Annotated in this window: 20 protein-coding genes and 2 tRNA genes; 14 read left to right on the top strand and 8 right to left on the bottom strand. The window is 72.3% G+C overall.

What is annotated here, in order from left to right; all coding sequences use genetic code 11:
• Positions 1–154: 154 nt before the first annotated feature.
• Positions 155–1252: a branched-chain amino acid aminotransferase gene (locus ACN28C_RS30475; RefSeq protein ID WP_422770932.1), complete on the top strand. Its 1098-nt coding sequence runs from the start codon at positions 155–157 to the stop codon at positions 1250–1252.
• A gap of 44 nt (positions 1253–1296) precedes the next feature.
• Here ACN28C_RS30475 and ACN28C_RS30470 read toward each other — a convergent pair whose 3' ends face one another.
• Both ACN28C_RS30470 and ACN28C_RS30465 read right to left on the bottom strand, forming a co-directional pair.
• Positions 1297–2073: a tyrosine-protein phosphatase gene (locus ACN28C_RS30470; RefSeq protein WP_422770931.1), complete on the bottom strand. Its 777-nt coding sequence runs from the start codon at positions 2071–2073 to the stop codon at positions 1297–1299.
• A gap of 99 nt (positions 2074–2172) precedes the next feature.
• Positions 2173–2649: a PRC-barrel domain containing protein gene (locus tag ACN28C_RS30465; protein WP_422770930.1), complete on the bottom strand. Its 477-nt coding sequence runs from the start codon at positions 2647–2649 to the stop codon at positions 2173–2175.
• A gap of 320 nt (positions 2650–2969) precedes the next feature.
• Here ACN28C_RS30465 and cimA point away from each other — a divergent pair, with 320 nt between their 5' ends.
• A complete protein-coding gene (gene cimA, locus ACN28C_RS30460) occupies positions 2970–4559 on the top strand; it encodes a citramalate synthase (protein ID WP_422770929.1) in 1590 nt (529 codons plus the stop codon).
• Positions 4560–5087: 528 nt separating this feature from the next.
• Positions 5088–5600 (top strand): hypothetical protein, encoded by a 513-nt coding sequence (locus tag ACN28C_RS30455; protein WP_422770928.1) that lies wholly within the window; start codon positions 5088–5090, stop codon positions 5598–5600.
• Positions 5601–5696: 96 nt separating this feature from the next.
• On the opposite strand, the gene ACN28C_RS30450 is transcribed toward ACN28C_RS30455, so the two are convergent.
• A complete protein-coding gene (locus ACN28C_RS30450; RefSeq protein ID WP_422770927.1) occupies positions 5697–6713 on the bottom strand; it encodes an endonuclease/exonuclease/phosphatase family protein in 1017 nt (338 codons plus the stop codon).
• Positions 6714–6767: 54 nt separating this feature from the next.
• Positions 6768–7919: a hypothetical protein gene (locus ACN28C_RS30445; RefSeq protein ID WP_422770926.1), complete on the bottom strand. Its 1152-nt coding sequence runs from the start codon at positions 7917–7919 to the stop codon at positions 6768–6770.
• A 170-nt stretch (positions 7920–8089) separates the two neighbouring features.
• On the opposite strand from ACN28C_RS30445, the gene ACN28C_RS30440 reads away from it, so the two are divergent.
• The 5 genes from ACN28C_RS30440 to arfB all read left to right on the top strand — a co-directional run bounded on the left by ACN28C_RS30440 (position 8090) and on the right by arfB (position 12592).
• Positions 8090–9139, top strand: coding sequence for an AAA family ATPase (locus tag ACN28C_RS30440; RefSeq protein WP_422770925.1), 1050 nt, complete (start codon positions 8090–8092; stop codon positions 9137–9139).
• Between the two features lie 80 nt (positions 9140–9219).
• On the top strand, positions 9220–10209 hold the full coding sequence (locus tag ACN28C_RS30435; RefSeq protein WP_422774870.1) for a DUF58 domain-containing protein: 990 nt from the start codon (positions 9220–9222) through the stop codon (positions 10207–10209).
• Positions 10206–11165, top strand: a complete 960-nt coding sequence (locus tag ACN28C_RS30430; protein WP_422770924.1) for a VWA domain-containing protein — start codon at positions 10206–10208, stop codon at positions 11163–11165. The genes ACN28C_RS30435 and ACN28C_RS30430 overlap by 4 nt, the downstream gene beginning before the upstream one ends.
• A 110-nt stretch (positions 11166–11275) precedes the next feature.
• A complete protein-coding gene (locus tag ACN28C_RS30425; protein WP_422770923.1) occupies positions 11276–12151 on the top strand; it encodes a S1C family serine protease in 876 nt (291 codons plus the stop codon).
• 18 nt (positions 12152–12169) lie between these two features.
• Entirely contained in the window at positions 12170–12592 is a 423-nt protein-coding gene (arfB, locus tag ACN28C_RS30420) for an alternative ribosome rescue aminoacyl-tRNA hydrolase ArfB (RefSeq protein WP_422770922.1), read from the top strand.
• Between the two features lie 39 nt (positions 12593–12631).
• On the opposite strand, the gene ACN28C_RS30415 is transcribed toward arfB, so the two are convergent.
• The 3 genes from ACN28C_RS30415 to ACN28C_RS30405 are packed head-to-tail and all read right to left on the bottom strand — an operon-like array spanning position 12632 to position 16368.
• On the bottom strand, positions 12632–13669 hold the full coding sequence (locus ACN28C_RS30415; protein ID WP_422770921.1) for an aminotransferase class V-fold PLP-dependent enzyme: 1038 nt from the start codon (positions 13667–13669) through the stop codon (positions 12632–12634).
• Positions 13670–13716: 47 nt separating this feature from the next.
• Positions 13717–14589, bottom strand: a complete 873-nt coding sequence (locus ACN28C_RS30410; protein WP_422770920.1) for a 3-methyladenine DNA glycosylase — start codon at positions 14587–14589, stop codon at positions 13717–13719.
• 30 nt (positions 14590–14619) lie between these two features.
• Entirely contained in the window at positions 14620–16368 is a 1749-nt protein-coding gene (locus tag ACN28C_RS30405) for a hypothetical protein (protein WP_422770919.1), read from the bottom strand.
• Positions 16369–16515: 147 nt separating this feature from the next.
• On the opposite strand from ACN28C_RS30405, the gene ACN28C_RS30400 reads away from it, so the two are divergent.
• The 3 genes from ACN28C_RS30400 to ACN28C_RS30390 all read left to right on the top strand — a co-directional run bounded on the left by ACN28C_RS30400 (position 16516) and on the right by ACN28C_RS30390 (position 17661).
• Positions 16516–17319 (top strand): fumarylacetoacetate hydrolase family protein, encoded by an 804-nt coding sequence (locus tag ACN28C_RS30400; protein WP_422770918.1) that lies wholly within the window; start codon positions 16516–16518, stop codon positions 17317–17319.
• Positions 17320–17432: 113 nt separating this feature from the next.
• Positions 17433–17504: transfer RNA gene (locus ACN28C_RS30395), tRNA-Gln, on the top strand.
• Positions 17505–17588: 84 nt separating this feature from the next.
• Positions 17589–17661: transfer RNA gene (locus ACN28C_RS30390), tRNA-Glu, on the top strand.
• A gap of 351 nt (positions 17662–18012) precedes the next feature.
• Here the strand turns inward: ACN28C_RS30390 and ACN28C_RS30385 are convergent.
• The gene (locus ACN28C_RS30385) at positions 18013–18699 is read right to left on the bottom strand and encodes an IclR family transcriptional regulator (RefSeq protein ID WP_422770917.1); all 687 of its coding nucleotides are present in this window, start codon (positions 18697–18699) and stop codon (positions 18013–18015) included.
• 49 nt (positions 18700–18748) lie between these two features.
• Here ACN28C_RS30385 and leuC point away from each other — a divergent pair, with 49 nt between their 5' ends.
• The 3 genes from leuC (at position 18749) to ACN28C_RS30370 (ending at position 21571) form a co-directional block, all read left to right on the top strand.
• Positions 18749–20203 (top strand): 3-isopropylmalate dehydratase large subunit, encoded by a 1455-nt coding sequence (leuC, locus tag ACN28C_RS30380; protein WP_422770916.1) that lies wholly within the window; start codon positions 18749–18751, stop codon positions 20201–20203.
• 15 nt (positions 20204–20218) lie between these two features.
• A complete protein-coding gene (gene leuD, locus ACN28C_RS30375; protein ID WP_422770915.1) occupies positions 20219–20806 on the top strand; it encodes a 3-isopropylmalate dehydratase small subunit in 588 nt (195 codons plus the stop codon).
• 174 nt (positions 20807–20980) lie between these two features.
• Positions 20981–21571, top strand: coding sequence for an HU family DNA-binding protein (locus ACN28C_RS30370; RefSeq protein WP_422770914.1), 591 nt, complete (start codon positions 20981–20983; stop codon positions 21569–21571).
• Positions 21572–21794: the final 223 nt, after the last annotated feature.

Genomic DNA, 21794 nt, shown 5'->3' with positions numbered 1-21794 from the left:
GGGTGCCGTTTTCGGGGAAAGTGCGGGTGGTGCGGCCCGCCGGTCGACCGGAGGGTCGAGATTTTAACGACCGTTCGGGTAAGTTTCAGGCACGACTCCCATCTCCCGGCCCGCCCCTGCCCGGGCGCCGGCCCACTTCCTGGAGGTCAGCACGATGAGCGGTGGTGACAAGCTCGACTTCGAGATCCGTCCGAATCCTCAGCCCGTAGCCGCCGCCGAGCGCGCGGCGCTGATGGCCAACCCGGGATTCGGTCGAGTCTTCACCGACCACATGGTCACGATCCGATACGCCGAGGGCAAGGGCTGGTACGACGCCCGCGTCGAGGCGCGGGCACCGATCCCGATGGATCCGGCGAGCGCGGTACTGCACTACGCCCAGGAGATCTTCGAAGGGCTGAAGGCATACGCCGCCGTGGACGGCTCGGTGACGATGTTCCGGCCGGACGCCAACGCGGCCCGGTTCAACGAGTCGGCCCGTCGGATGGCCATGCCCGAGCTGCCGGAGGCGGTGTTCCTGGACTCGCTGCGGCACCTGGTGGAGATCGACCGGGCCTGGCTGCCGATGTCGGAGGAGGGCAGCCTCTATCTGCGGCCGTTCATGTTTGCCAACGAGGTCTTCCTCGGGGTCCGCCCCTCCAACGAATACCTCTACGTCGTGATCGCGTCGCCGGTCGGTTCCTACTTCGCCCGCGGCGTGCAGCCGGTCGATGTCTGGGTCTCGCCCACCTACACCCGCGCCGCGCCCGGCGGCACCGGCGAGGCGAAGTTCGGCGGCAACTACGCCGCCTCGCTGGCAGCCCAGGCGGAGGCGACCGACCACGGCTGTGACCAGGTCGTCTTCCTGGACGCCGTCCAGCGCCGGTACGTCGACGAACTCGGCGGCATGAACATCTTCTTCGTCTACGACGACGGCACCCTGGTCACCCCGCCGCTCGGCGGCACCATACTGCGCGGCATCACCCGGGATGCGCTGATCACGCTGATCCGGCAGTCCGGCGGCACCGTCCTGGAGCGGCCGGTGGCCTTCGACGAGTGGCGGGCCGACGCCGCCAGCGGCCGGCTGCGCGAGGTCTTCGCCTGCGGCACGGCCGCGGTGATCACCCCGATCGGGCAGGTGCGTCACCCCGACGGCGAGTTCCGGATCGCCGACGGCAGCCCAGGGGAGGTCACCATGCGACTCCGGCAGACCCTGGTCGACATCCAGCGGGGTCGCGCCGAGGACCCCGACGGCTGGATCCAACGGATTGGCTGAGCGGCGGCGTAGGGCGGGCTGGCGCAGCAGGTGACGACGGCGGCCTAGCTCAGCAGGTGGCCCCGGAGGGCGTCGATCCGCTCCGGGGCCAGGCCGGCGCCGATCAGGTAGTCCGGCACCGATCCGTGCCGGTCGCGCAGCTCGCCGAGGAAGAGGGTCATCGCCTCGGCTGGCGAACCCAGAAACGGCGCCGGCAGCGGCGCTGCCTCCGGCATCGTGCTGGCCAGCCACTCGCTGAACCGGGCCGATGCGGCGGTGCTCCGGGCGTAGTCCTCGGCGATGTCGGAGTCGGCGACGCCGAGCAGCGACAGGGTCAAGGCGCAGACCACGCCGGTCCGGTCCTTGCCCGCCACGCAGTGCACCAGCACCGGGGCGGCCTCGGCGTCGGCGATCACCTCGATCGCGGCGACCAGCCCGGCGGCACCGGTGGTGGCGAGGTCGCGGTAGCGGTCGGCGAGGTAACGGGCCATGCCGAGTTCCTCGGAGTACGCCGATTCCTCCCAGAGGGCGTGTTCCGGATGGATGTGCTGGTAGACAAGTCCGTCATAGGTCGGGACCCGGCCGTGCTCCTGCACCTCGGAGGGTCGGCGCAGGTCGATCACGGTGCGGATGCCGAGCGCCCCGAACGCCTCCCGGTCGGCACCGTCGATCCGGTGCGGCGAGTCGGACCGGTAGAGCCGTTGCCGGCGGACCGGCCGGCCGTCGAGCCCGGGGACGCCGCCGACGTCCCGGAAGTTGAAGAGCTTCTCGAAGGCCGCCGTAGGAGTCGAAGTCAGATCCACACGCCTACCGTAGTGGGTGCGAGAAAGGCGTCCACTCATCGCTTCCCGTGGTGGGAGGGCCCGTCCTGACCGGGCCCGAGGACGCCGCTGGCCGGCGGGGCGGGGAGCCCTGCCGGCCAGCCGACCGCGGGTCGCGCGTCACATGGCGCGGCCCGGCGGAACCGTCCAGCCCGACGAGCCGTACGTGCCGCCGTAGTAGCTACCGAGCTTGTCCCGGTAGGCCGGATCCTCGTGTGCGGCGTCGTCGAACTCCGGAGCGGCCTTGATCTGGTCCTTGCTCCGGTCGACGTACACCTTCTGGCTGTCGTGGTCGACGTGGTTAACCACGCCGGCCGGCAACATGACCTTCTTGCCGAAGATCCACGGGCCGGTGTCCACCACCAGGTGGCTGGCGTTGACCTCGTGACTGGCAGCATCGATCTTGCCGATGCCGCCGTCGGTCGCCTCCACCTTGTAGCCCACCAGGTCGGCGCCGGTCACCCCGGCGTCGTCGCGGTAGCGCCACGGGTCGAAGTCGCCCGAGGGCGTACCACCCGCGACGGCTCCACCGCCGCCATGGATCAGGGGATCCGGCGTCTGCTGCTGCGGGGTCGTCTGAGGATCGAGCCTGTCCACTGGCTATCACTCCTCTTCTCGACTGTCTCGACGTTCTCCGCTGTCGGGTGGTTTGTACCCACGGTGGTCGATACCTACACCTGGCGGGATACGGCTTCGGCACCCCGAACCAGCCGGTCCCGCGATGTGGAATTCTTCTCCCACATCCTTGTGATCGTGGCAGAGTACGTTCCGTGACCTGCTCCGCACTCATTATTGGCAGCTAGCGCGCCGGCATCCTCCCCGCCGAGCGCGCAGACCTCCCGCATTCGCGGGGGGTCATTTTGTTTGTCGGGCCAGGAGACGGGAGCAGGGGCCGCGCCCTTGACGAAGGAGATCAGATGACGTACCAGGTGTTCGACACGACGCTGCGCGACGGCGCCCAGCGGGAGGGGATCAGCTACTCGGTCGTCGACAAGCTGGCGGTGGCCCGGCTGCTCGACGAGTTCGGCGTCGGCTTCATCGAGGGCGGCTGGCCGGGTGCGATGCCGAAGGACACCGAGTTCTTCCGTCGGGCCCGCACGGAACTGGAGCTCAGGCACGCCGTACTCGTCGCCTTCGGCGCCACCCGCAAGGCCGGGGTGGCCGTCGACGCCGACCCGCAGCTGCGGGCGCTGCTCGACGCGGAGACCTCGGCGGTCTGCCTGGTCGCGAAGTCCGACGTCCGGCACGTCGAGCGGGCGCTGCGGACAACCCCGGCGGAGAACCTGGCGATGGTCCGGGACAGCGTGGCGCACCTGGTCGCGCAGGGGCGCCGGGCCTTCCTCGACTGTGAGCACTTCTTCGACGGTTTCCGGCACGACCCGGCGTACACCTCGGCGGTGGTGGAGACCGCACTCGCTGCCGGCGCCGAGGTCGTGGTGATGTGCGACACCAACGGCGGGATGCTGCCGTCCCAGGTGACGGCGGCGATCGGCGCGCTGACCGAGCGGCTCGGGATCTCCCCGGCCCGGCTCGGCATCCACACCCAGAACGACACCGGCTGCGCGGTGGCGAACACCATCGCCGCGGTCGAGGCCGGGGTGCGGCACTTCCAGGGCACCGCCAACGGCTACGGGGAGCGGCCGGGCAACGCCGACATCTTCGCCGTGGTCGCCAACCTGCAACTCAAGCTCGGGCTGCCGGTCCTACCGGACGGGTGTCTCGAACAGATGGTGCGCGTCTCGCACGCCATCGCAGAGATCGCCAACATCGCCCCCGACACCCACCAGGCCTACGTCGGGGCCGCTGCCTTCGCTCACAAGGCGGGGCTGCACGCGAGTGCGATCAAGGTGGATCCGCTGCTCTACAACCATGTGGACCCGGCCGTGGTCGGGAACGACATGCGGATCCTGGTGACGGAGATGGCCGGCCGGGCCAGCATCGAGCTGAAGAGTCGCGAGCTCGGGCTGGACCTGGCCGACCATCCCGACGCCGCCGCGCGGGTCACCAAGCGGGTCAAGGAGATGGAGGCCGGCGGCTGGTCCTTCGAGGCCGCGGACGCCTCGTTCGAGCTGCTGGTCCGCGCGGAGCTACCCGGGATGAGCGCACCCCGGCCGTTCGCGCTGGAGTCCTACCGGGTCCAGGTCGAGCACCGGGAGGACGGCGCGGTCGTCTCCGAGGCGACGGTGAAGCTCCGGGTACGCGGTGAGCGCGTGATCGCCACGGCGGAAGGGAACGGCCCGATCAACGCCCTGGACGAGGCGCTGCGGGTGGCGTTGCTGCGGCACTATCCGGAGCTGCGCGGCTTCGAGCTCGCCGACTACAAGGTGCGGATCCTGGAGGGCAGCCACGGCACCGGCGCGATCACCCGGGTGCTGGTGGAGACGACCGACAGCGGCGGCGGGGACTGGACCACGGTGGGCGTGCATCCGAACGTGGTGGAGGCGAGCTGGCACGCCCTGGTCGACGCGCTGACCTACGGCGTCTCGCGTGCTCCGGCCGAGGTCTGAGACGACGGCGTTCGTGTGGGGCGGCCCCGCCCGCGGTGACACACCCGCGGGCGGGGCCGCCCTTTTCCGCGCCTCCGCGCTTTCCGCACGCGGCGAAATAGAACGTGAATTGCGAGGGCGATACGTAATGTCACTTCGCATTTTCCGCCCCGGTGACCCATCGTTGGTGCGCACGTTCCGGCACGCGTACGGGTGAAACCGCTATTGACCTGCTCCTTTGCTGAATGCTATCTTCGCTCATGGTTGTTGAGTGGCCACTCTAAGTAGTTGATGCTGGTGAGCGCGGGGCAATGAACGACGCGATCGGGCGTTCAACGAGCGAAACAATCGTGCGTCAAAGGCTGATGCAGGCCGCGTTCCTCGCCTGATCCATGACTGGGGGTGTCCTTTGTGATTGTTGGGCGACGCCATTTCCGGTTACGGGTCGGAGGACGCGGGCGTACCGGGACGCCAGGTCGGCACCAGATCTGACCGGCTCCCACCGTCGTAAGACCATCACCATCCTGGGCTAAAGAAAGAGATGACGTCATGGCCAGAATCTTTGGACGCAAGACGATCCTGCTCGCCGTGGGAGCGCTCGCGCTGACCCTCCTCGGCGGCGGTGTCGCTGTCGCCAAGCCGACCCCCGGCACCGACCCCGACGCGGTCCGGGTCGCCGGCAAGATGGTGGAGCAGCCACCGGTCACCCAGGCCGACATCGACCTGGCAAAGGCCGCCCTGAAGGACGGCGCGGGCACCCAGGCGTCGAGCGCGCAGCTCTTCGCTGTGGTCAGTGCCAACGGCGGCCTGATCCGGGGCAGCCAGGCCGTCTCGGCGACCTCGCTGGGTCTCGGCCTCTACCAGGTGGTCTTCAACGTGCCGGTGAACAACGGGGCGTTCGTGGGCACCATCGGGCTGACCGGCAGCGTCGGCACCTCACCCTCGGGCCTGATCTCCGTGGTCGGCCGGACCAACCTGGCGCAGGGCGTCTTCGTGCAGACCTGGAACGCCTCCAACCAGCCGGCCAACCGGAGCTTCCACCTCGGAGTGTTCCTTCCCTGATATCCCCGGTGCCCGCCGGCCTCCGTGTCTCCCGAACAGACACGGAGGCCGGCGGCGTCCGGTGGCCCGCCCGATTCCTGATCGGCGGCACCCGGATCACCCGCCGGGGTGGGGCGCCGGCAGGGTCAGTGCGGCCAGCACGGCACGGTGGTCGGAGCCCGGCAACGCCCACACCGCCACCCGATCCACCGCGATCCGCCGGTCCAGCAGGACGTGGTCGATGGTGACCGGTGGGATCGGGTCCCCGTCGTACGGCCCCCAGGTGCCGGCCAGGCCGGCCCCGACCGCGTCGGCGGCGTCGACGTACCCGGTCGCCAGCAGATCGCGCAGCGGGGAGTGGTCAAGGGTGGCGTTGAAGTCGCCGGCCAGGATCCGCAGCGGTCCCTCCGGAGCGGCCGGTGGCTGCGCCCGCAGGTCCGCCCGCCACGCCGCCAGCCAGTCCAGGCTGGCGGGGGCCATCGGATGTGCCGACTCCACCAGCACCGCCGGCCCGGTCGGTGGCAGGACCGTCGCGTACGCCTGGGAGAAGCCGCCGGAGTTGCGGCGGGTCCCGGCGTCCCGGAGCGGATGCCGGGAGTAGAGCGCGGACCCGGTCGTCCCCACCTCCGGGTTGACCTGCCGGTGCGGCAGCAGCTCGGCCAGGCCCAGCCGGCCCAGCGACCGCTCGGCCGCCGGAGTGAACTCCTGCAACGCGAGCACGTCGACCGTCGAGGTCCGGACCAGGCCGACCAGCGTCGCCGGGTCGGCCGCCCCGGCGAGCAGGTTGGCGGTCAGCACCCGCAGCGCCGTCCCGCCCGCGGCCGGTCGCGGGTCCGGCAGGGCGCGGGGCAGGACCAGGGCGACCAGGGCGATGGCGGCGGTCGCGGCGGCACCCGCCGCCGACCAGCGCCGGACGGCAAGGGCCACTCCGAGCGGGACCAGGCTCCAGGCCGCCACGTACGGGGTGAAGGCCAGCAGTTGCACCAGCGGCCCCCGCTCCACCCCGGCGACCCGGATCGACGCCCAGCAGAACGCTGGTACGACAAGCGCCCAGCAGAGGCCGGTCAGCAGCGGCCGACGGTGCCCCCGGGACCGGGCCCCGGACACCGGCTCCCGATCGAGATCCACACTCATGCCGGCACGTTAACCGCCGGGTGTGCAGGGCCGGTGAAGAAGCCGTGCGGGTGTTCAGCCCGGGGTCGGCCAGGTGCTGGTGAGCACTCCGGTCAGCGCGTCGTACCGGTGGACCGTGGTCCGGTGCGGCCGCACCGTCCCGTGCTCCCTCACCTGGATGACCAGTACGCCGATCTTCACGTGGTCCCGGCTGACGACCGAGCGCCACGGCACGCCGTCCCGGGCGACGTCCACCTGGTGCGAGAAGTCGCCGTCCGGGGCGGTGATCGAGTAACGGGGCCCGGCCGGCGGGTCGATGTCGAGCCCGCCGTCGGCCCGGATGGTGAGAGTGACGACCAGGTTGCCGTCGAGGTCGTGGATCCGCGCGGGGTCACCGGCGTGGAAGCGGCTGCGGCCCTGCCCCTGGATGTCCATCCCGTTGTAGAAGGTCCTGCCCCGCGCGTCGACCCAGAAGTGCGGCACGTGCGCGCGGGGCGCGCCGCGGCTGGCGCCGGGGTAGTAGGCGAGGTGCCAGTGCGGCGGGTTGTCCGGGTGCAGCACGTTGTTGGTCTCGAAGCCCATCAGCGAGAAGAAGTGCCCCTTGCGGCGGGCCTCGGCGACCAGCCCGGAGTCCCGTAACACCGCCTCGCCGGCGACCATGTAGTTGATCACGGAGGCGGCCTGCGCCGCCGGCCACGCCACGCCGGTCCACGGCCCGGCCGTCCGGTCCGGGTCGTTGTGCTCGATGCGCCAGTGCAGCCCGCTGGCGGTCGAGGGGCTCAGGATGCTCCAGACCTGCAGGGTCGCCTGGTTGGCGTTTGCCGAGGACCAGGTCACCGGGACGTCGAAGCTGATCCGGTACGGCGCGCCCGGGTGCCGGCGCACCGGCAGTCGGGTGTCCGTGGCGACCACCGAGCCGATCCAGCTTCCGGGCCAGTCGACGGTGACCGTCACCGCCTCGCGGCGCGGCCCCCGGATGAAGGAGTAGTACTCCGCCCGGCTGGCCACCTGGTGCTGGGCGCCGGGGACGAGCTCGTAGCCGGCGGGCAGGGTGATCTCCGGCGTGCCCGGCTCGCCGGGGATCGCCTTGACCAGCCGGAACCCGGCGTAGCTCGGCGGGGGCCCCTGGTCGGGCGCGGCGAGCGCGGGTGTCGCGAGGGCCATCACCGTGGCCGCCGGCAGCAGGAGTGTCGCCAGCAGGCGCGTCCCGCGGTGTCGCAGCGACACGGTGCCTCCCGGATTCGTCCCGTCCCGGCTTCGCTGACCGGTTTGCGTGGCACCGATCCTATTGGTACCGGAGTGATGTCCGGCAACCCCTGTTGTTCTCCGGGCGGAAATCGTCACGACATCGAGGTGGCCCCGGGTTTGCCGGCGGCGCTGCCCGGGAAGCCCGCACCGTGACGGACATGTCAGACACCGTGGCCACCCGCCCCAGTCCGGTCGAGACGGCTTCGGTCGGCCCTGAGCTGGAACAGGCGCTCTTCGAGGTCAAGCGGGTGATCGTCGGGCAGGACAGGTTGGTGGAGCGGCTCTTCACCGCGTTGTTGGCCGACGGGCACTGCCTGCTGGAGGGGGTGCCGGGGGTGGCGAAGACCCTGGCGGCGCAGACCCTAGCGACGGCGGTGGGTGGGACGTTCTCCCGGATCCAGTTCACGCCGGACCTGGTGCCGTCGGACATCGTGGGTACCCGGATCTACCGGGCGTCGGCGGAGAGTTTCGACGTGGAGCTGGGGCCGGTGATGGCGAACCTGGTGTTGGCCGACGAGATCAACCGGGCGCCGGCGAAGGTGCAGTCGGCGTTGTTGGAGGCGATGGCGGAGCGGCAGGTGTCGATCGGGGGGCGGAGTTATCCGGTGCCGGAGCCGTTTCTGGTGCTGGCGACGCAGAACCCGATCGAGTCGGAGGGGGTGTACCAGCTTCCGGAGGCGCAGCGGGACCGGTTCCTGCTGAAGGTCCTGGTCGACTATCCGACGGACGTCGACGAGCTGGCCATCCTCTACCGGATGAGTGCGGAACGGCCGACCGCGCGCGCCGTGCTCGACCCGCAGCGACTGCGCGGGCTCCAGGACCGGGCCAGCCGGGTCTTCGTGCACCACGCGCTCGCCGAGTACGTCGTACGGCTGATCCTGGCCACCCGCAATCCCGCCCGGTTCGGGGTGCCGGAGGTGGCGCCGCTGCTCGCGTACGGTGCGAGTCCCCGGGCCACCCTGGGGCTGGTCGCCGCCGCCCGCGCCCAGGCCCTGCTGCGCGGCCGGGACTACGTGCTCCCCGACGACGTACGCGAACTCGCCTCCGAGGTGATCGCCCACCGGCTGGTGCTCTCGTTCGACGCCATCGCCGACGGGGTGCCCGCCGAGTCGGTGGTACGGCGGCTCGTCGAGGCCGTCCCGCCGCCCCGGATCGCGCCGTCCCGGCAGGAACACCGGCCCGGCATGGCGGTCGCGTGAACCGGCCCGGCCGGAACGGCGGCGGATCCTTGCCCGGCGGGTCCGAGCCCACGCTGCGCCAACTCGCGCCCGAGCCCACGCTGCGCCAACTCGCGCCCGAGCCCACGCTGCGCCAACTCGCGCCCGAGCACCGGCTGCGCCGGCTGGAACTCGCCGTCACCCGCCGGCTCGACGGGCTGCTGCACGGCCAACACCTCGGCCTGCTGCCGGGACCGGGCAGCGAGTTCACCGGCGCCCGGGAATACCGGGCCGGCGAGGACGAGGTACGCCGGATGGACTGGGCGGTCACCGCCCGCACCACTCTGCCGCACGTCCGTGAGGTGGACGCCGACCGGGAACTCACCACCTGGCTACTGGTCGACTCCACCCCCAGCATGGATTTCGGCACCGCCGACCTGGACAAGCGGGAACTGGCGGTGGCGGCGGTGGCGGCGGTCGGCTTCCTCACCGCCGGGGTGGGCAACCGGCTCGGCGCGCACCTGCTCGACGCCGTCGGGATCCGCCGGCTACCTGCCCGGACCGGCCGGGCCCACCTGCTGAACCTGCTCACCAGGCTCCTCGCGGCGCCACGCGGCGACCTGCCGGTGGCCGGATCCCCGTCGCTCGCCGACGCGGTGACGACGCTGCAGGGGGCAAGCTCCGGCCGCGGACTGGCGGTCGTCGTCTCCGACTTCCTCGACGGGCTGCCGGACGGTGAGACCGGCACCCCGGCCTGGGAGCGGGCGATGCGGCGACTCGCGGTACGTCACCAGGTGCTCGCGGTCGAGGTGACCGACCCGCGCGAACTGGAGTTGCCGGACGTCGGCCTGCTCACCGTCATCGACCCGGAGACCGGCCGGCGACGCGAGATCTCCACATCGGACCACCGGCTCCGGGATCGGTTCGCCACCGCTGCCGCCGGCCAGCGTGACCTGATCCGGCGGGCGCTCCGCCGGGCGGGCGCGGCGCACCTGCCGCTGCGTACCGACCGGGACTGGGTCGCGGAGATCGTCCGGCACGTACACACCCAGCGGCGGTTGGCCGGCGCGGCCCGCCCGCCCGTTCCGGCGCTACGGGGAGGCGCGGCATGACGTGGCAGTCTCCGGAGCGGCTCCTGCTGCTTCTCGGTGTGCTCGGGCTCGGCATCTGGTACGTGCTGCTCCAGCGACGCCGCAGCCGGTACGCCGTACGCTTCACCAACCTCCGCCTGCTGGACCGGGTCGCGCCGGACCGACCGTCCTGGCGCCGGCACGTCCCGGCCGGACTCTTCCTGGCCATGCTGGCGCTGCTGGTCGTCGGTTTCGCCCGGCCGGAGGCGGAGGTCCGGGTGCCCCGGGAACGGGCCACCGTGATGGTCGCGGTGGACGTCTCGACCTCGATGCTCGCCACCGACGTCGAGCCGGACCGGCTGGCAGCGGCGAAGTCGGCGGCGCACCGCTTCGCCGAGACGCTCCCGGACGAGTTCAACGTCGGGTTGGTCGCCTTCGCCGGCAGCGCGGCGGTGCTGGTGCCACCGGGCACCGACCGTGCGGTGCTGCACTCCGGGATCAGGCGGCTCGCCGAGGGCAGCACCGGCGTGCAGGGCACCGCCATCGGCGAGGCGATCGGCACCTCGCTGGAGGCGATCAGGACCTTCGACGCGCAGGCCGCGAAGAATCCGCCGCCGGCCAGGATCGTGCTGCTCTCCGACGGGGCGAACACCTCCGGGCGGGATCCGCTCGCGGCGGCGGACGAGGCGGTGCAGGTGGGCGTGCCGGTGCACACCATCTCGTTCGGCACCGCCTCCGGCTACGTGGCCCGCGGTGGCCGGCCGATCCGGGTGCCGGTCGACGGCCAGACCCTGCGGGCGGTCGCCGAGCAGACCAGGGGCGGCTACCACGAGGCGGGCACCAGCGACGAACTGCGCGCGGTCTACGAGGACATCGGCACCTCTGTCGGCTACCGGACGGAGAAGCAGGACGTCTCCGCCCGGTTCATCGGCATCGGCCTGTTGCTGGCCCTGGCGGCGGCCGGCGGCTCGATGGCCTGGTTCTCCCGACTGCCGTAGGCGGCCCGGCCCACCCGGCCCCCGGACCGGCACGGACCTGACGCCCGACCCGCCCGACCCGCCCGATCCGATCCGACCTGACCCGACGACGGAGTGACGAGGAGTGAGCTATGGCAACCCAGACCGGGCTCGGCGAACCGCGCGGCCCATGGTTCGTCTCGCCGGACCTCCCACCGGACGGGCGCGGGGTCCCGGGCGTACCCGGTGAGGTGCCCGCGGCCGACCTGGCGAGCCGGCGGCGACGGGCGCTGCTCGCCGCGCTGGCGGTGATGGCGCTCTCCATCGGCTCCGGCGGCCTGGCCGGCGGCTGGGTGGCCAGCCAGGAGACGTCGGCGGAGCGGGGCAACGCGGCGCAGGCCGCCGTGCCGGCCGACCTGGTGGCCGCCGCCGCCCAGGTCGTGCCCGGGGTGGTCTCGGTAATGGTGGCCGGGGACGGCAAGTCGGCCGGCGGTTCCGGGTTCGCCCTCGACGACCTCCAGCACATCGTCACCAACGACCACATCGTGGCCCGCGGCGGTGGCGGTGATCCCGGCGGCGCGGTCATGGTGGAGACCTCGGACGGCCGGCAGTATCCGGCCCGGGTGGTCGGCCGCGACCCGAGCAGCGACATCGCGGTGCTTCGGGTGCCGCCGTCGGCCGGCCTGACGGCGCTGCCGCTGGCCAGGCCCGGTGCCACCCGGGTGGGCGAGCCGGTGCTCGCGGTCGGCTCGCCCCTGGGACTCTCCGGCACGGTCACCGCCGGGATCGTCAGCGCGCTGGACCGCCAGGTGAAGCTCGGCGAGAACCGGCACAGCGCGGTGCAGACCGATGCCTCGATCAATCCGGGCAACTCGGGTGGTCCACTGGTCAACGCCCGTGGTGAGGTGGTCGGGGTGAACACCGCGATCGCCACCATCGACGGTAACGGTTCGATCGGGATCGGCTTCGCCATCCCGATCGAACAGGCGCAGCAGACCGCGGACACCATCATCGGCAAGGGCGGCTGAGCCCGTACGGTTGACGACATGGCACCCCTGACCATCCGACCCGGACTCGTCATCCCGGAGACGGAACTGCACTGGCGGTTCTCCCGGTCCAGCGGGCCGGGCGGGCAGGGCGTGAACACCACCGACTCCCGGGCCGAACTCTCCTTCGACGTGGCCCGCTCGTCGGCGCTCCCGGAGCGGCTCAGGGCCCGGGCGGTGGAGCGGCTGGCCGGACGTCTCTCCGACGGGGTACTGACGGTCTCGGCGTCGGAGCACCGCGCCCAACTGCGCAACCGGGAGGCGGCCCAGGCCCGACTCGTCGCGTTGCTGGCCGACGCGGTCGCGCCACCCGCGCCGCCGAGGCGGGCGACCAAACCGAGCCGGGCGGCGAAGGAGCGGCGGCTCTCCGAGAAGAAGCGCCGGGGACAGCTCAAACAGATGCGGCGACGCGACGAGGAGTGACGGGCGCCTGGTCACGCCGACAGCGCGGTGAGCGCCTGGTCACGCCGACAGCGCGGTGAGCGCCAGGTCGACGTCGTGCTCGGTGGAGTAGAGGTGGAACGAGGCGCGTACCCGACCGGCCCGGACCGCAGCCCGCACGCCGGCCGCCGCCAGCTTCTCCGCCGCGCCCGGCACGTCGACGGTGACGATCGCGCTCTCCCCGGCCGGCCGGCCCAGGCCGGTCAGAAACCGGTTCGCCAACCGGACGTTGTGCTCCCGGATCGCCGGCAGTCCCACCTCGGCCAGCAGTTCCATGGCCGGGGCGGCACCGACGAAACAGAACCAGGCGGGGGAGATGTCGAACCGGCGGGCGTCCTCGGCGAGGCGTAGCGGCGGGCCATAGTAGGAGGCGTGCGGGTCGGAGCCGGCATACCAGTTCGCGGCGAGCGGAGTGAACCGGTCGCGGATCCGCGGGCTCAGGTAGCCGAAGGCGGCGCCGCGCGGCGCCATCAGCCACTTGTACGCGCCGACCGCGACCACGTCCGCCCGGCCCGCGTCGAACGGCAGCCAACCGCAGCCCTGGGTGGCGTCGACCACCACCAGCGCGTCGTGCGCCCGCGCGGCGGCGAGGATGTCGTCGTACCGGGCGATGGTGCCGTCCGCCGACTGGACCAGGCTGAACGCGACGAGGTCGGTGCCGGCGTCGATCGCCTCGACCAGCCCGTCCAGCGGGACGGTGCGGACCCGTACCCCGCGCTCGGCGTGCACCAGCCAGGGGAAGAGGTTGGAGGTGAACTCCACCTCCGGCACCAGCACGGTGGCTCCGCCCGGCAGCGCCGCCCCGACCGGCGCGAGCAGTTGGGAGACGGTCGCGCCGACGGTCACGTCCGCCACCGGCACGCCGACCAGCTCGGCGAAGGCGGCCCGGGACCGCCCGGTGGAGGCGTCCCACCCCTCCCAGGAGGTAGTCCCGGCCCGCCACTGCGCCAGGGCGGCCTGGAGCGCCTCCCAGGCCGGATCCGGCGGGAGCCCGTAGCTCGCGGTGTTCAGCCAGCCCGGCTCGGGCCTCCACAGTTGCTGCGCCCCGGCGAGATCCACCGGGCCAGGCTATCCGCCGGCCGCGAGGTGGCGCCTCCGGGTTTCTGTCAGCCGTCCCCGGCTGCCGCGAGCAGCCGGGCCCGCAGCGGAGCGGCCCGATCCGCGAAACCGCGCTGTGCGGCGGCGTACTCGGCCCGGCCCTCGGGAGTCTCCACCCGCACCGGCGGATGGCCGAGCGCGGTCAGGTCGTACGGGCTGGCCCGCATGTCCAGGGTGCGGATCTCCCGGGCCAGGGCGAAGGCGTCGGCGACCAGCTCGCTCGGCACCAGTGGGGAGAGCTTGTACGCCCACTTGTAGAGGTCCATGTTGGCGTGCAGACACCCCGGCTGTTCGTTCTCGTGCTGGGTCTCCCGGCTCGGGGTGAGCAGGTTCAGCGGCCGGGCCGGCGCGGTGAAGAAGCGGTACGCGTCGAAGTGGCTGCACCGGATCCGGTTGCCCTCCACCACCCGGGCGGTCTGCTCGGGAGAGAGCCGCAGCGGCCAGGCGTCGTGGCGTACCTCCGCCTGGGTCTGCCGGTAGACCATCGCCCACTCGTGCATCCCGAAGCAGCCGAACTGGCCGGGCCGGCTCGCGGTGCGGGCCAGCAGGGTGCGGATCCACTCGACGGAGTCGCCGCGCCGTTGCCGTACCGCCGAGGTGTCGAGGGTGAGGCCGGCGGAGCCGGCGCGGTAGTCAGCACCGAACTCGGCCGGGTCGGCGTCCCGCAGCACGACGCCCGCACCCGGATGCCAGCGCCGCAACTGGGCCGGCCGGTGCGAGTAGTAGGTGAAGAGGAAGTCCTCCACCGGGTGCCGCTCGCCGGTGCCGCGCCGGGCCAGGTGCGGCGCCAGCCAGGCGTCCACCCGCCGCTCGTGGGCCCGCCGCCGGGCACGCCAGTCCGCCGCGTCGAGCACGGCGGTACGCGCGAGAGCGGCGGTCACCGCTCCAGGGTACGGCGGCGCCGGGGCGGGTCAGTGCGGCACGTCCACGCTCACCCCGGCCGAGAAGACGGCACTGCGCAGCTCGATCCGGGTCGGTGCCGCCCCGCCCGTCGGGGCGAAGACCAGCGGTGTGACCACCCGTTCGCCGGCCGGGACCGGGTCGGCGAACGGGTCCTTGCCGGCGTTGGCGATCTGGGTCGCCGGCACGTCGGCACCGACCCAGTCCCCGTTCGGCAGGTACGCCCGCTGCAGCGTGCCGTGCCACTGCTGGCTCCGGTCGGTCAGGTTGCGTAGTCCGACGATCGCCTGGCAGCCGCCGGGCGCGGGCGGGCAGGCCAGCCGGTAGACGGTGAACTCGAAGGCGCTCTCCCGCAGGCTGGTGCCGACCGGTCCGGCCACGGTCCTACCCACCCACGCCCCGCTCGACGGCTGCCGGTCGCCGTTGATCGCGCTCACCTGGCTGGAGCCGGTCCAGGCGGTGAGGGCGGCCAGCGCCACGGCGAGCAGGGCGGCGGTGCCGACCGCCGCCCACGCCGGGGGCCTGGGACGCCGCCGCGGTGGTCGATAGGTGGTGGCGGGGTGCGGTGTGGGCCGGGCCCGCCCCACCACCGGGGCGAGTTCCTCGGCACCCGGCTCCGGCGGCTCGGCGGGCTCGGCGGCCTCGGGCCCGGGTCCGGCAGGCGCGTCGGGATCCGGCACGGGGGAGCGGGGCGGGATGGGCGCCCGGCCGACGTACCGGGCGCCGCCCGCGATGCCGACCAGGCCACCGTCCTCGACCCCTTCGTCGGTCCTGGCCAGGCCACCGTCGCGCAGCAGACCGCCGTCGTCGACGACCGCGCCGTCGGCCACCACGCCGTCGTGGGTGACCGCGTCACCGTCGACCCTCTCGGGGGCACGCTCGGCCACGGTGGTGAGGGCCGGCTCGGCCGCGCTGCCGATCCTGGGATGCCCGGTGGCCAGGCGTACGCTCTCGGGCGCAGGGATCTTGTGGTCGCCGCGCACCCGGGCCCGAGCACGCGCGATCGGACTTCCGGACCTGCGGACCCGCCGGGCCGCCGCCGCGGTCTGCCGCTCGACGGCGCGCTCCTGCGCCGCACGCCGCTTCGCGGCACGCCGGGCGGCCCGCTTCTCGGCGCGCCCCGGCGGTGCCGCGTTGACCTGGTCGGCGATCCGCCGGCGCCGCCGCCGGCGCCACCAGAGGGCACCGCCACCCGCGAGGAGCAGCGTCAGTGCCGCGATGGCGGTACCCAGCAGCGTGCCGCGCCGCCACCAGGGCGGCGCGGCCCCCGCCCCGGCCTGCACCGAGTCACCCCCACCCGCGCCGCCCTTCCCACGCACCCAGGTCGTGGTGGCGCAGTCGTACGGCACGGCGCCGCCCGCGACGAAGGCGCAGGCCGGCGCGGTGACGTCGACCCCGCTCGTCGGTGGTACGAGCGTGCTGCTGAGCAGCGCGGCGCTGCGGGCGCCGAGCTGGACCTGCCAGACCACCTCGGTGCCGACCTGGCCCGGCAGGGTGCCGGGCGGGGTGGCCGCACCGCCCTGACTGATCATGAAGGGGGTGGCCCCGGGCGGCAGCTCCTGCCGCACGGTCGTCCGTACCATGCCGTCGGTGCCGTTGCGCACCCGGATGTCGTACCGGGGCGCCGGGTCGCCGTAACTGGTCATCGCGACGGTGATCGGCGGGGTGGCCGCCTGGGCGGGGGCTCCGGGCGCGGTGGTGGCCAGCAGGCAACCCGCGACCACCGCCCCTGCCGCACGTAGTCGGGTCGATGCAGGCATCACGAATGTCCTCCCGCCCCGACGCTAAGCCGGTCGGGCGGCAGGCCGGTGGGGAAGGATCGAACCGCTGCCCGTGGCCGCAGCGCTGCGGTATCGTGCGCCGCCTCCGGCGCGGGCCCGGCCCGTGGGTGGGGATAGATTGGCGGCGTGCGTATCGCTCGTTTCGCTCATGCAAAGGGAATGTCGTTCGGCGTGGTCGAAGGCGACCCGGCGGCCGGCCCCGAAGGGTTGACGGTCGCCGAGGTCGAGGGCCATCCGTTCGGCGAGATCCGGTTCACGACGGCCCGATGGGCACTGGCGGACGTCCGGTTGCTCTCGCCGATCCTGCCGAGCAAGGTGGTCTGTGTCGGCCGTAACTACGCCGAACACGCCGCCGAGCACGGCAACGACGTGCCGACCGAGCCGCTGCTCTTCCTCAAGCCCTCCACGTCGGTGATCGGGCCCCGTGACGCCATCCGGCTGCCGGCCCAGTCGAAGCAGGTCGAGCACGAGGCGGAGCTGGCCGTGGTGATCGGCCCGCCCGGTGCGCGCCGGGCCGACCGGGCGGCCGCTGCCCGGGCCATTTTCGGCTACACCTGCGCCAATGACGTGACAGCGCGCGACCTGCAGCGCTCGGACGGTCAGTGGACCCGGGCCAAGGGCTTCGACTCGTTCTGCCCGCTCGGCCCGTGGATCTCGACCGGGATCGACGTCAGCGACGTCGAGATCCGCTGTGAGGTGGGTCGGGGGCCGGACGAGATGGAGGTACGCCAGCTCGGCCGGACCCGTGACATGGTTTTCGACGTTGCGACCCTGGTGTCCTATATCTCACACGTGATGACGCTGCTGCCCGGTGACGTGGTGCTGACCGGTACTCCGGCCGGGGTTAGTCCGATCGTCGACGGGGATACGGTCACCGTGCGCGTCGGTGGCATCGGCGAGCTGTCGAACCCGGTGGTGGCCCTCGACTGAGGGGTCGGGGAGGGCGTGTGGCCGCGGCTGGCAGGTGCCGGTGTGGGTGCCGACCCGATTTGGTCTCCACCGAGGGGTCCGGTAAAGTTCGCTTTCGGTGCGACGAGCACCGATGGGGTATGGGGTAATTGGCAGCCCGACTGATTCTGGTTCAGTTAGTCTAGGTTCGAGTCCTGGTACCCCAGCAACCGAAGCCCGCAAGGGCGCCGGTAGCTGGTCTCTGATAGAGTTCAGCGGCGTTGATCGCAAGGTCAACAACGGAAAGTCCTGGCCCCGTCGTCTAGCGGCCTAGGACGCCGCCCTCTCAAGGCGGTAGCGCCGGTTCGAATCCGGTCGGGGCTACGATCGACGGCCCGTGTCACTCCGGTGGCGCGGGTCGTCTGCCGTTTGGGTGGGCCCTTGGGCTCCACGGGCCCACGGGCCGGTTCCCGATGTCGAGCATCGCACATCAGCAGGGGTCCTGGTCGCCGAAATCCTGAGCTGGCCCTCGAAGCCCTTGGCGCGGTCCGCGCCCGCTCGGCCCTCGCTCGGCCTTCGCGGCGGCGTCCGGGTTCCGGTACCCGCGACCTGGTCCTTTCCGCTCTCGAGGCGATCGGGCACCGGGAGTGGGCGCACAGACGGGGCAGCTCGACAGTCCGCCGAGCGGCGCAGTCTCTGTCGGCCGGCGCCGCCGGGCACGGGGCCGGGGCCGGGTTACAGGCCGCTCAGCCGCTGGCCGGCCCGGACCACGGCCATCGCGTGCCGGTCGCCGGGGCGGCGGCCGAGCCGTTCGATCGGCCCGGAGATGCTGATCGCGGCGATCACCCGGCCGGTCCGGTCGCGGATCGGCGACGAGACGCTCGCCACCCCGACCTCGCGCTCGGCCACGCTCTGCGCCCAACCCCGGCGGCGTACCTCGGCGAGGGTACGGCCGGTGAACTTGCACCTGGGCAGCAGCGGCATGACCGCCTCCGGCGGTTCCCAGGCCAGCAGGATCTGTGCGGCGGAGCCGGCGGTCATCGGGAGCACCGAGCCGACCGGCACCGTGTCGCGCAGCCCGCTGGCCCGCTCGGCGGCGGCGACGCAGACCCGCTCGTCCGCCCGGCGCAGGTAGAGTTGGGCACTCTCGCCGGTCGCGTCACGGAGTGCGGAAAGCAGCGGCTCGGCCGCGGTGAGTAGTACGTCGGGCGCCGCGTTGGCCAGCTCGCCGAGCCGGGGCCCGGGACGCCAGCGTCCCTGGGTGTCCCGGACCAGCATTCGATGGATCTCCAGGGCCTGGGCCAGGCGGTGTGCCGTGGCCCGGGGCAGCTTGGTGCGATCGACGAGTTCGGCCAGGCTGGCGCCGTCGACGCAGGCGGCCAGGATGACCACCGCCTTGTCGAGAACGCCGACACCGCTCATACTGTGTCCCACAAGCCGAAACCTACCTCCCAGAATTTAGGATGTCCAGATGGTGGGAGTCACTCCAGAGCCGTCCTCGCCGAGGACCTTGGCCGAGAAGGTCTGGGATGCTCACGTGGTGCGATCCGCTGACGGTGAGCCGGATCTGCTCTATATCGACCTGCACCTGCTGCACGAGGTGACCAGCCCGCAGGCCTTCGACGGGCTGCGGATGGCGAACCGCAAGGTCCGCCGGCCCGATCTCACACTCGCGACGGAGGACCACAACACCCCGACCGGCTACGACGACCCGTCGTTCCGGTCCCGGCGCGGTGACCTGCTCACCATCGCCGATCCGACCTCGCGGACCCAGATCGAGACGCTGCGTCGCAACTGCGCCGAGTTCGGCCTCCGGCTGCATCCGCTCGGCGACGACAACCAGGGCATCGTGCACGTGATCGGCCCCCAGCTCGGGCTGACCCAGCCGGGCCTGACGATCGTCTGTGGCGACTCGCACACGGCCACCCACGGCGCGTTCGGCGCCCTGGCCTTCGGCATCGGGACCAGTGAGGTCGAGCACGTCCTCGCCACGCAGACCCTGCCGCAGATCCGCCCGAAGACCATGGCGGTGACCGTGATCGGCGAGTTGGCTCCCGGGGTAACCGCCAAGGACCTGGTGCTGGCGCTGATCGCCCAGGTCGGCACCGGCGGCGGTCGCGGCCACATCGTCGAATACCGGGGCGAGGCGATCAGCCGGCTCTCCATGGAGGCGCGGATGACGATCGCCAACATGTCGATCGAGTGGGGCGCCAAGGCCGGCATGATCGCGCCGGACGAGACCACCTTTGCGTACCTCAAGGGCCGGCCGAACGCCCCGCAGGGCGCCGACTGGGATGCCGCCGTCGAATACTGGCGGAGCCTGCCCACCGACCCGGGCGCGACCTTCGACAGCGAGGTGGTGCTGGACGCGAGCCGGATCAGCCCGTTCGTCACCTGGGGCACCAACCCCGGGCAGGGCACCGCGCTGGACGCGGCCGTGCCGGATCCGGAGGAGTTCGTCACCGACGCCGAGCAGACCGCCGCCCGGCGGGCCCTGGAATACATGGACCTCAAGCCCGGCACCCCGCTCCGGGACGTCCCGGTGGACGTGGTCTTCGTCGGCTCGTGCACCAACGGCCGGCTGGAGGACCTGCGCGCCGCCGCCGACGTGCTGCGCGGCCACCGGGTCGCCACCGGGGTACGGATGCTGGTCGTGCCCGGATCGGCGGCGGTCCGCGAGGCGGCCGAGCAGGAGGGGCTGGACAAGGTCTTCACCGCTGCCGGCGCCGAGTGGCGGTTCGCCGGCTGCTCGATGTGTCTCGGCATGAACCCGGACACCCTCAAGCCGGGCCAGCGCTCGGCCTCGACCTCCAACCGTAACTTCGAGGGCCGGCAGGGCCGGGGCGGGCGCACCCACCTGGTCTCGCCACCGGTCGCCGCCGCCACCGCCGTGGTCGGCCGGCTGGCCGCGCCGGCCGACCTGTGAAGGGGCTGACCTGAGATGGACAAGTTCACCGTGCACACCGGCACGGCGGTCCCGCTGCGCCGGTCCAACGTGGATACGGATCAGATCATCCCGGCCGTGTACCTCAAGCGGGTGACCCGGACGGGCTTCGCCGACGGCCTCTTCAGTGCCTGGCGGGAGGACCCCGCATTCGTACTCAACGATTCTTCATATTCCGGCGCATCGATTCTGGTGGCCGGTCCGGAGTTCGGTACGGGCTCCTCCCGGGAGCACGCCGTCTGGGCGCTGCGGGACTGGGGGTTCCGGGCGGTCATCTCTCCCCGCTTCGGTGACATCTTCCGGGGGAACGCTCTCAAGGAAGGGCTCCTTCCGGTTGAGCTCGAATTGAAGGCTGTCGAAGCTCTGTGGGAGCTGGTCGAGTCCGACCCGACCGCGCGGATCACCGTCGACCTGACCGCCCGGGAGGTCCGGGCCGGGGACGAAACCTGGTCCTTCCCGCTCGACGACTTCAGCCGCTGGCGCCTCATCGAGGGCTTGGACGACATTGGACTGACCCTGCGGCACGAGGCCGACATCACCGCGTACGAGACCCGGCGATCCCCCTTCCGGCCCGTGGTGGCATAGGCCGAACCGCCGTCCGCACAGCCGTTTTCGCCCCCGCCGGTTCGCCCGGCGGGGGCGAATCCGTTGCGACACAATGGGTTTTTTCGAGCAGATGTTTGTGTCCCGGTGGCACAGGGCATACCGTGCGCGCAGAATGGCTCGCGTTGAGTCCAGTTGCACATTGGGAGGGAAGTCGTGAACAAGGCCGAGCTCATCGAGGCTCTCGCCGCTCGTCTGGGGGACCGGAAGACGGCGACGTCGGCGCTCGACGCGGTCCTCGCGGAGGTCCAGGCGGCGGTCACCAAGGGGGACCGGGTCGCCATCACCGGGTTCGGGGTGTTCGAAAAGCGCGTGCGCGGTGCTCGAACAGCCCGCAACCCCCGCACCGGGGAATCGGTGAAGGTGAAGAAGACATCCGTTCCGGCCTTCCGGCCGGGCGCCGGATTCAAGGAGATGGTGGCCAGCGGCAAGGCCCCGAAGAACACCGTGGCGGCGAAGAAGACCGCTACGGGGACGACGGCCAAGTCGACCGCCGCGAAGAAGACGACGACCACGAAGGCCGCACCGGCCAAGAAGACCGCCACCAAGGCGGCGGCGAAGAAGACGGCTCCGGCGAAGAAGGCCACCGGCGCCAAGAAGGCCACCACGGCCAAGAAGGCCACCACGGCCAAGAAGACGGCGACGGCCAAGAAGACGACGGCTGCCAAGAGCACGTCGACCCGCGCCACGGCGACCAAGAAGGCGACCGCCAAGAAGGCTCCGGCCAAGAAGGCCGCCAGGCGCTGAGCCGGCTCTGCACCGCAGGGCGCCTCCGGCTGGTCCGGGGGCGCCCTTTCGCGTCGCCCGGCCCGCCATCGACTGCCCGGCCCACCGCCGGCTGTCCGTACCGTCATCGGCTGCCCGGCCCACCGCCGGCCAGGGGCAGTCCCGTCCCCTGCCTTCGTTGTGGGTGTTGGGGCCGCTCAGGGGCTGCTCAGCGGCTCGAAACCCCGGACCGGATGTCTCCCGA

This window comes from Plantactinospora sp. WMMC1484 (assembly GCF_049315195.1).
Taxonomy (GTDB): Bacteria; Actinomycetota; Actinomycetes; order Mycobacteriales; family Micromonosporaceae; genus Plantactinospora.
Note: the sequence above shows the minus strand (reverse complement) of the source record. Positions and strands in the feature narration are given on the sequence as shown.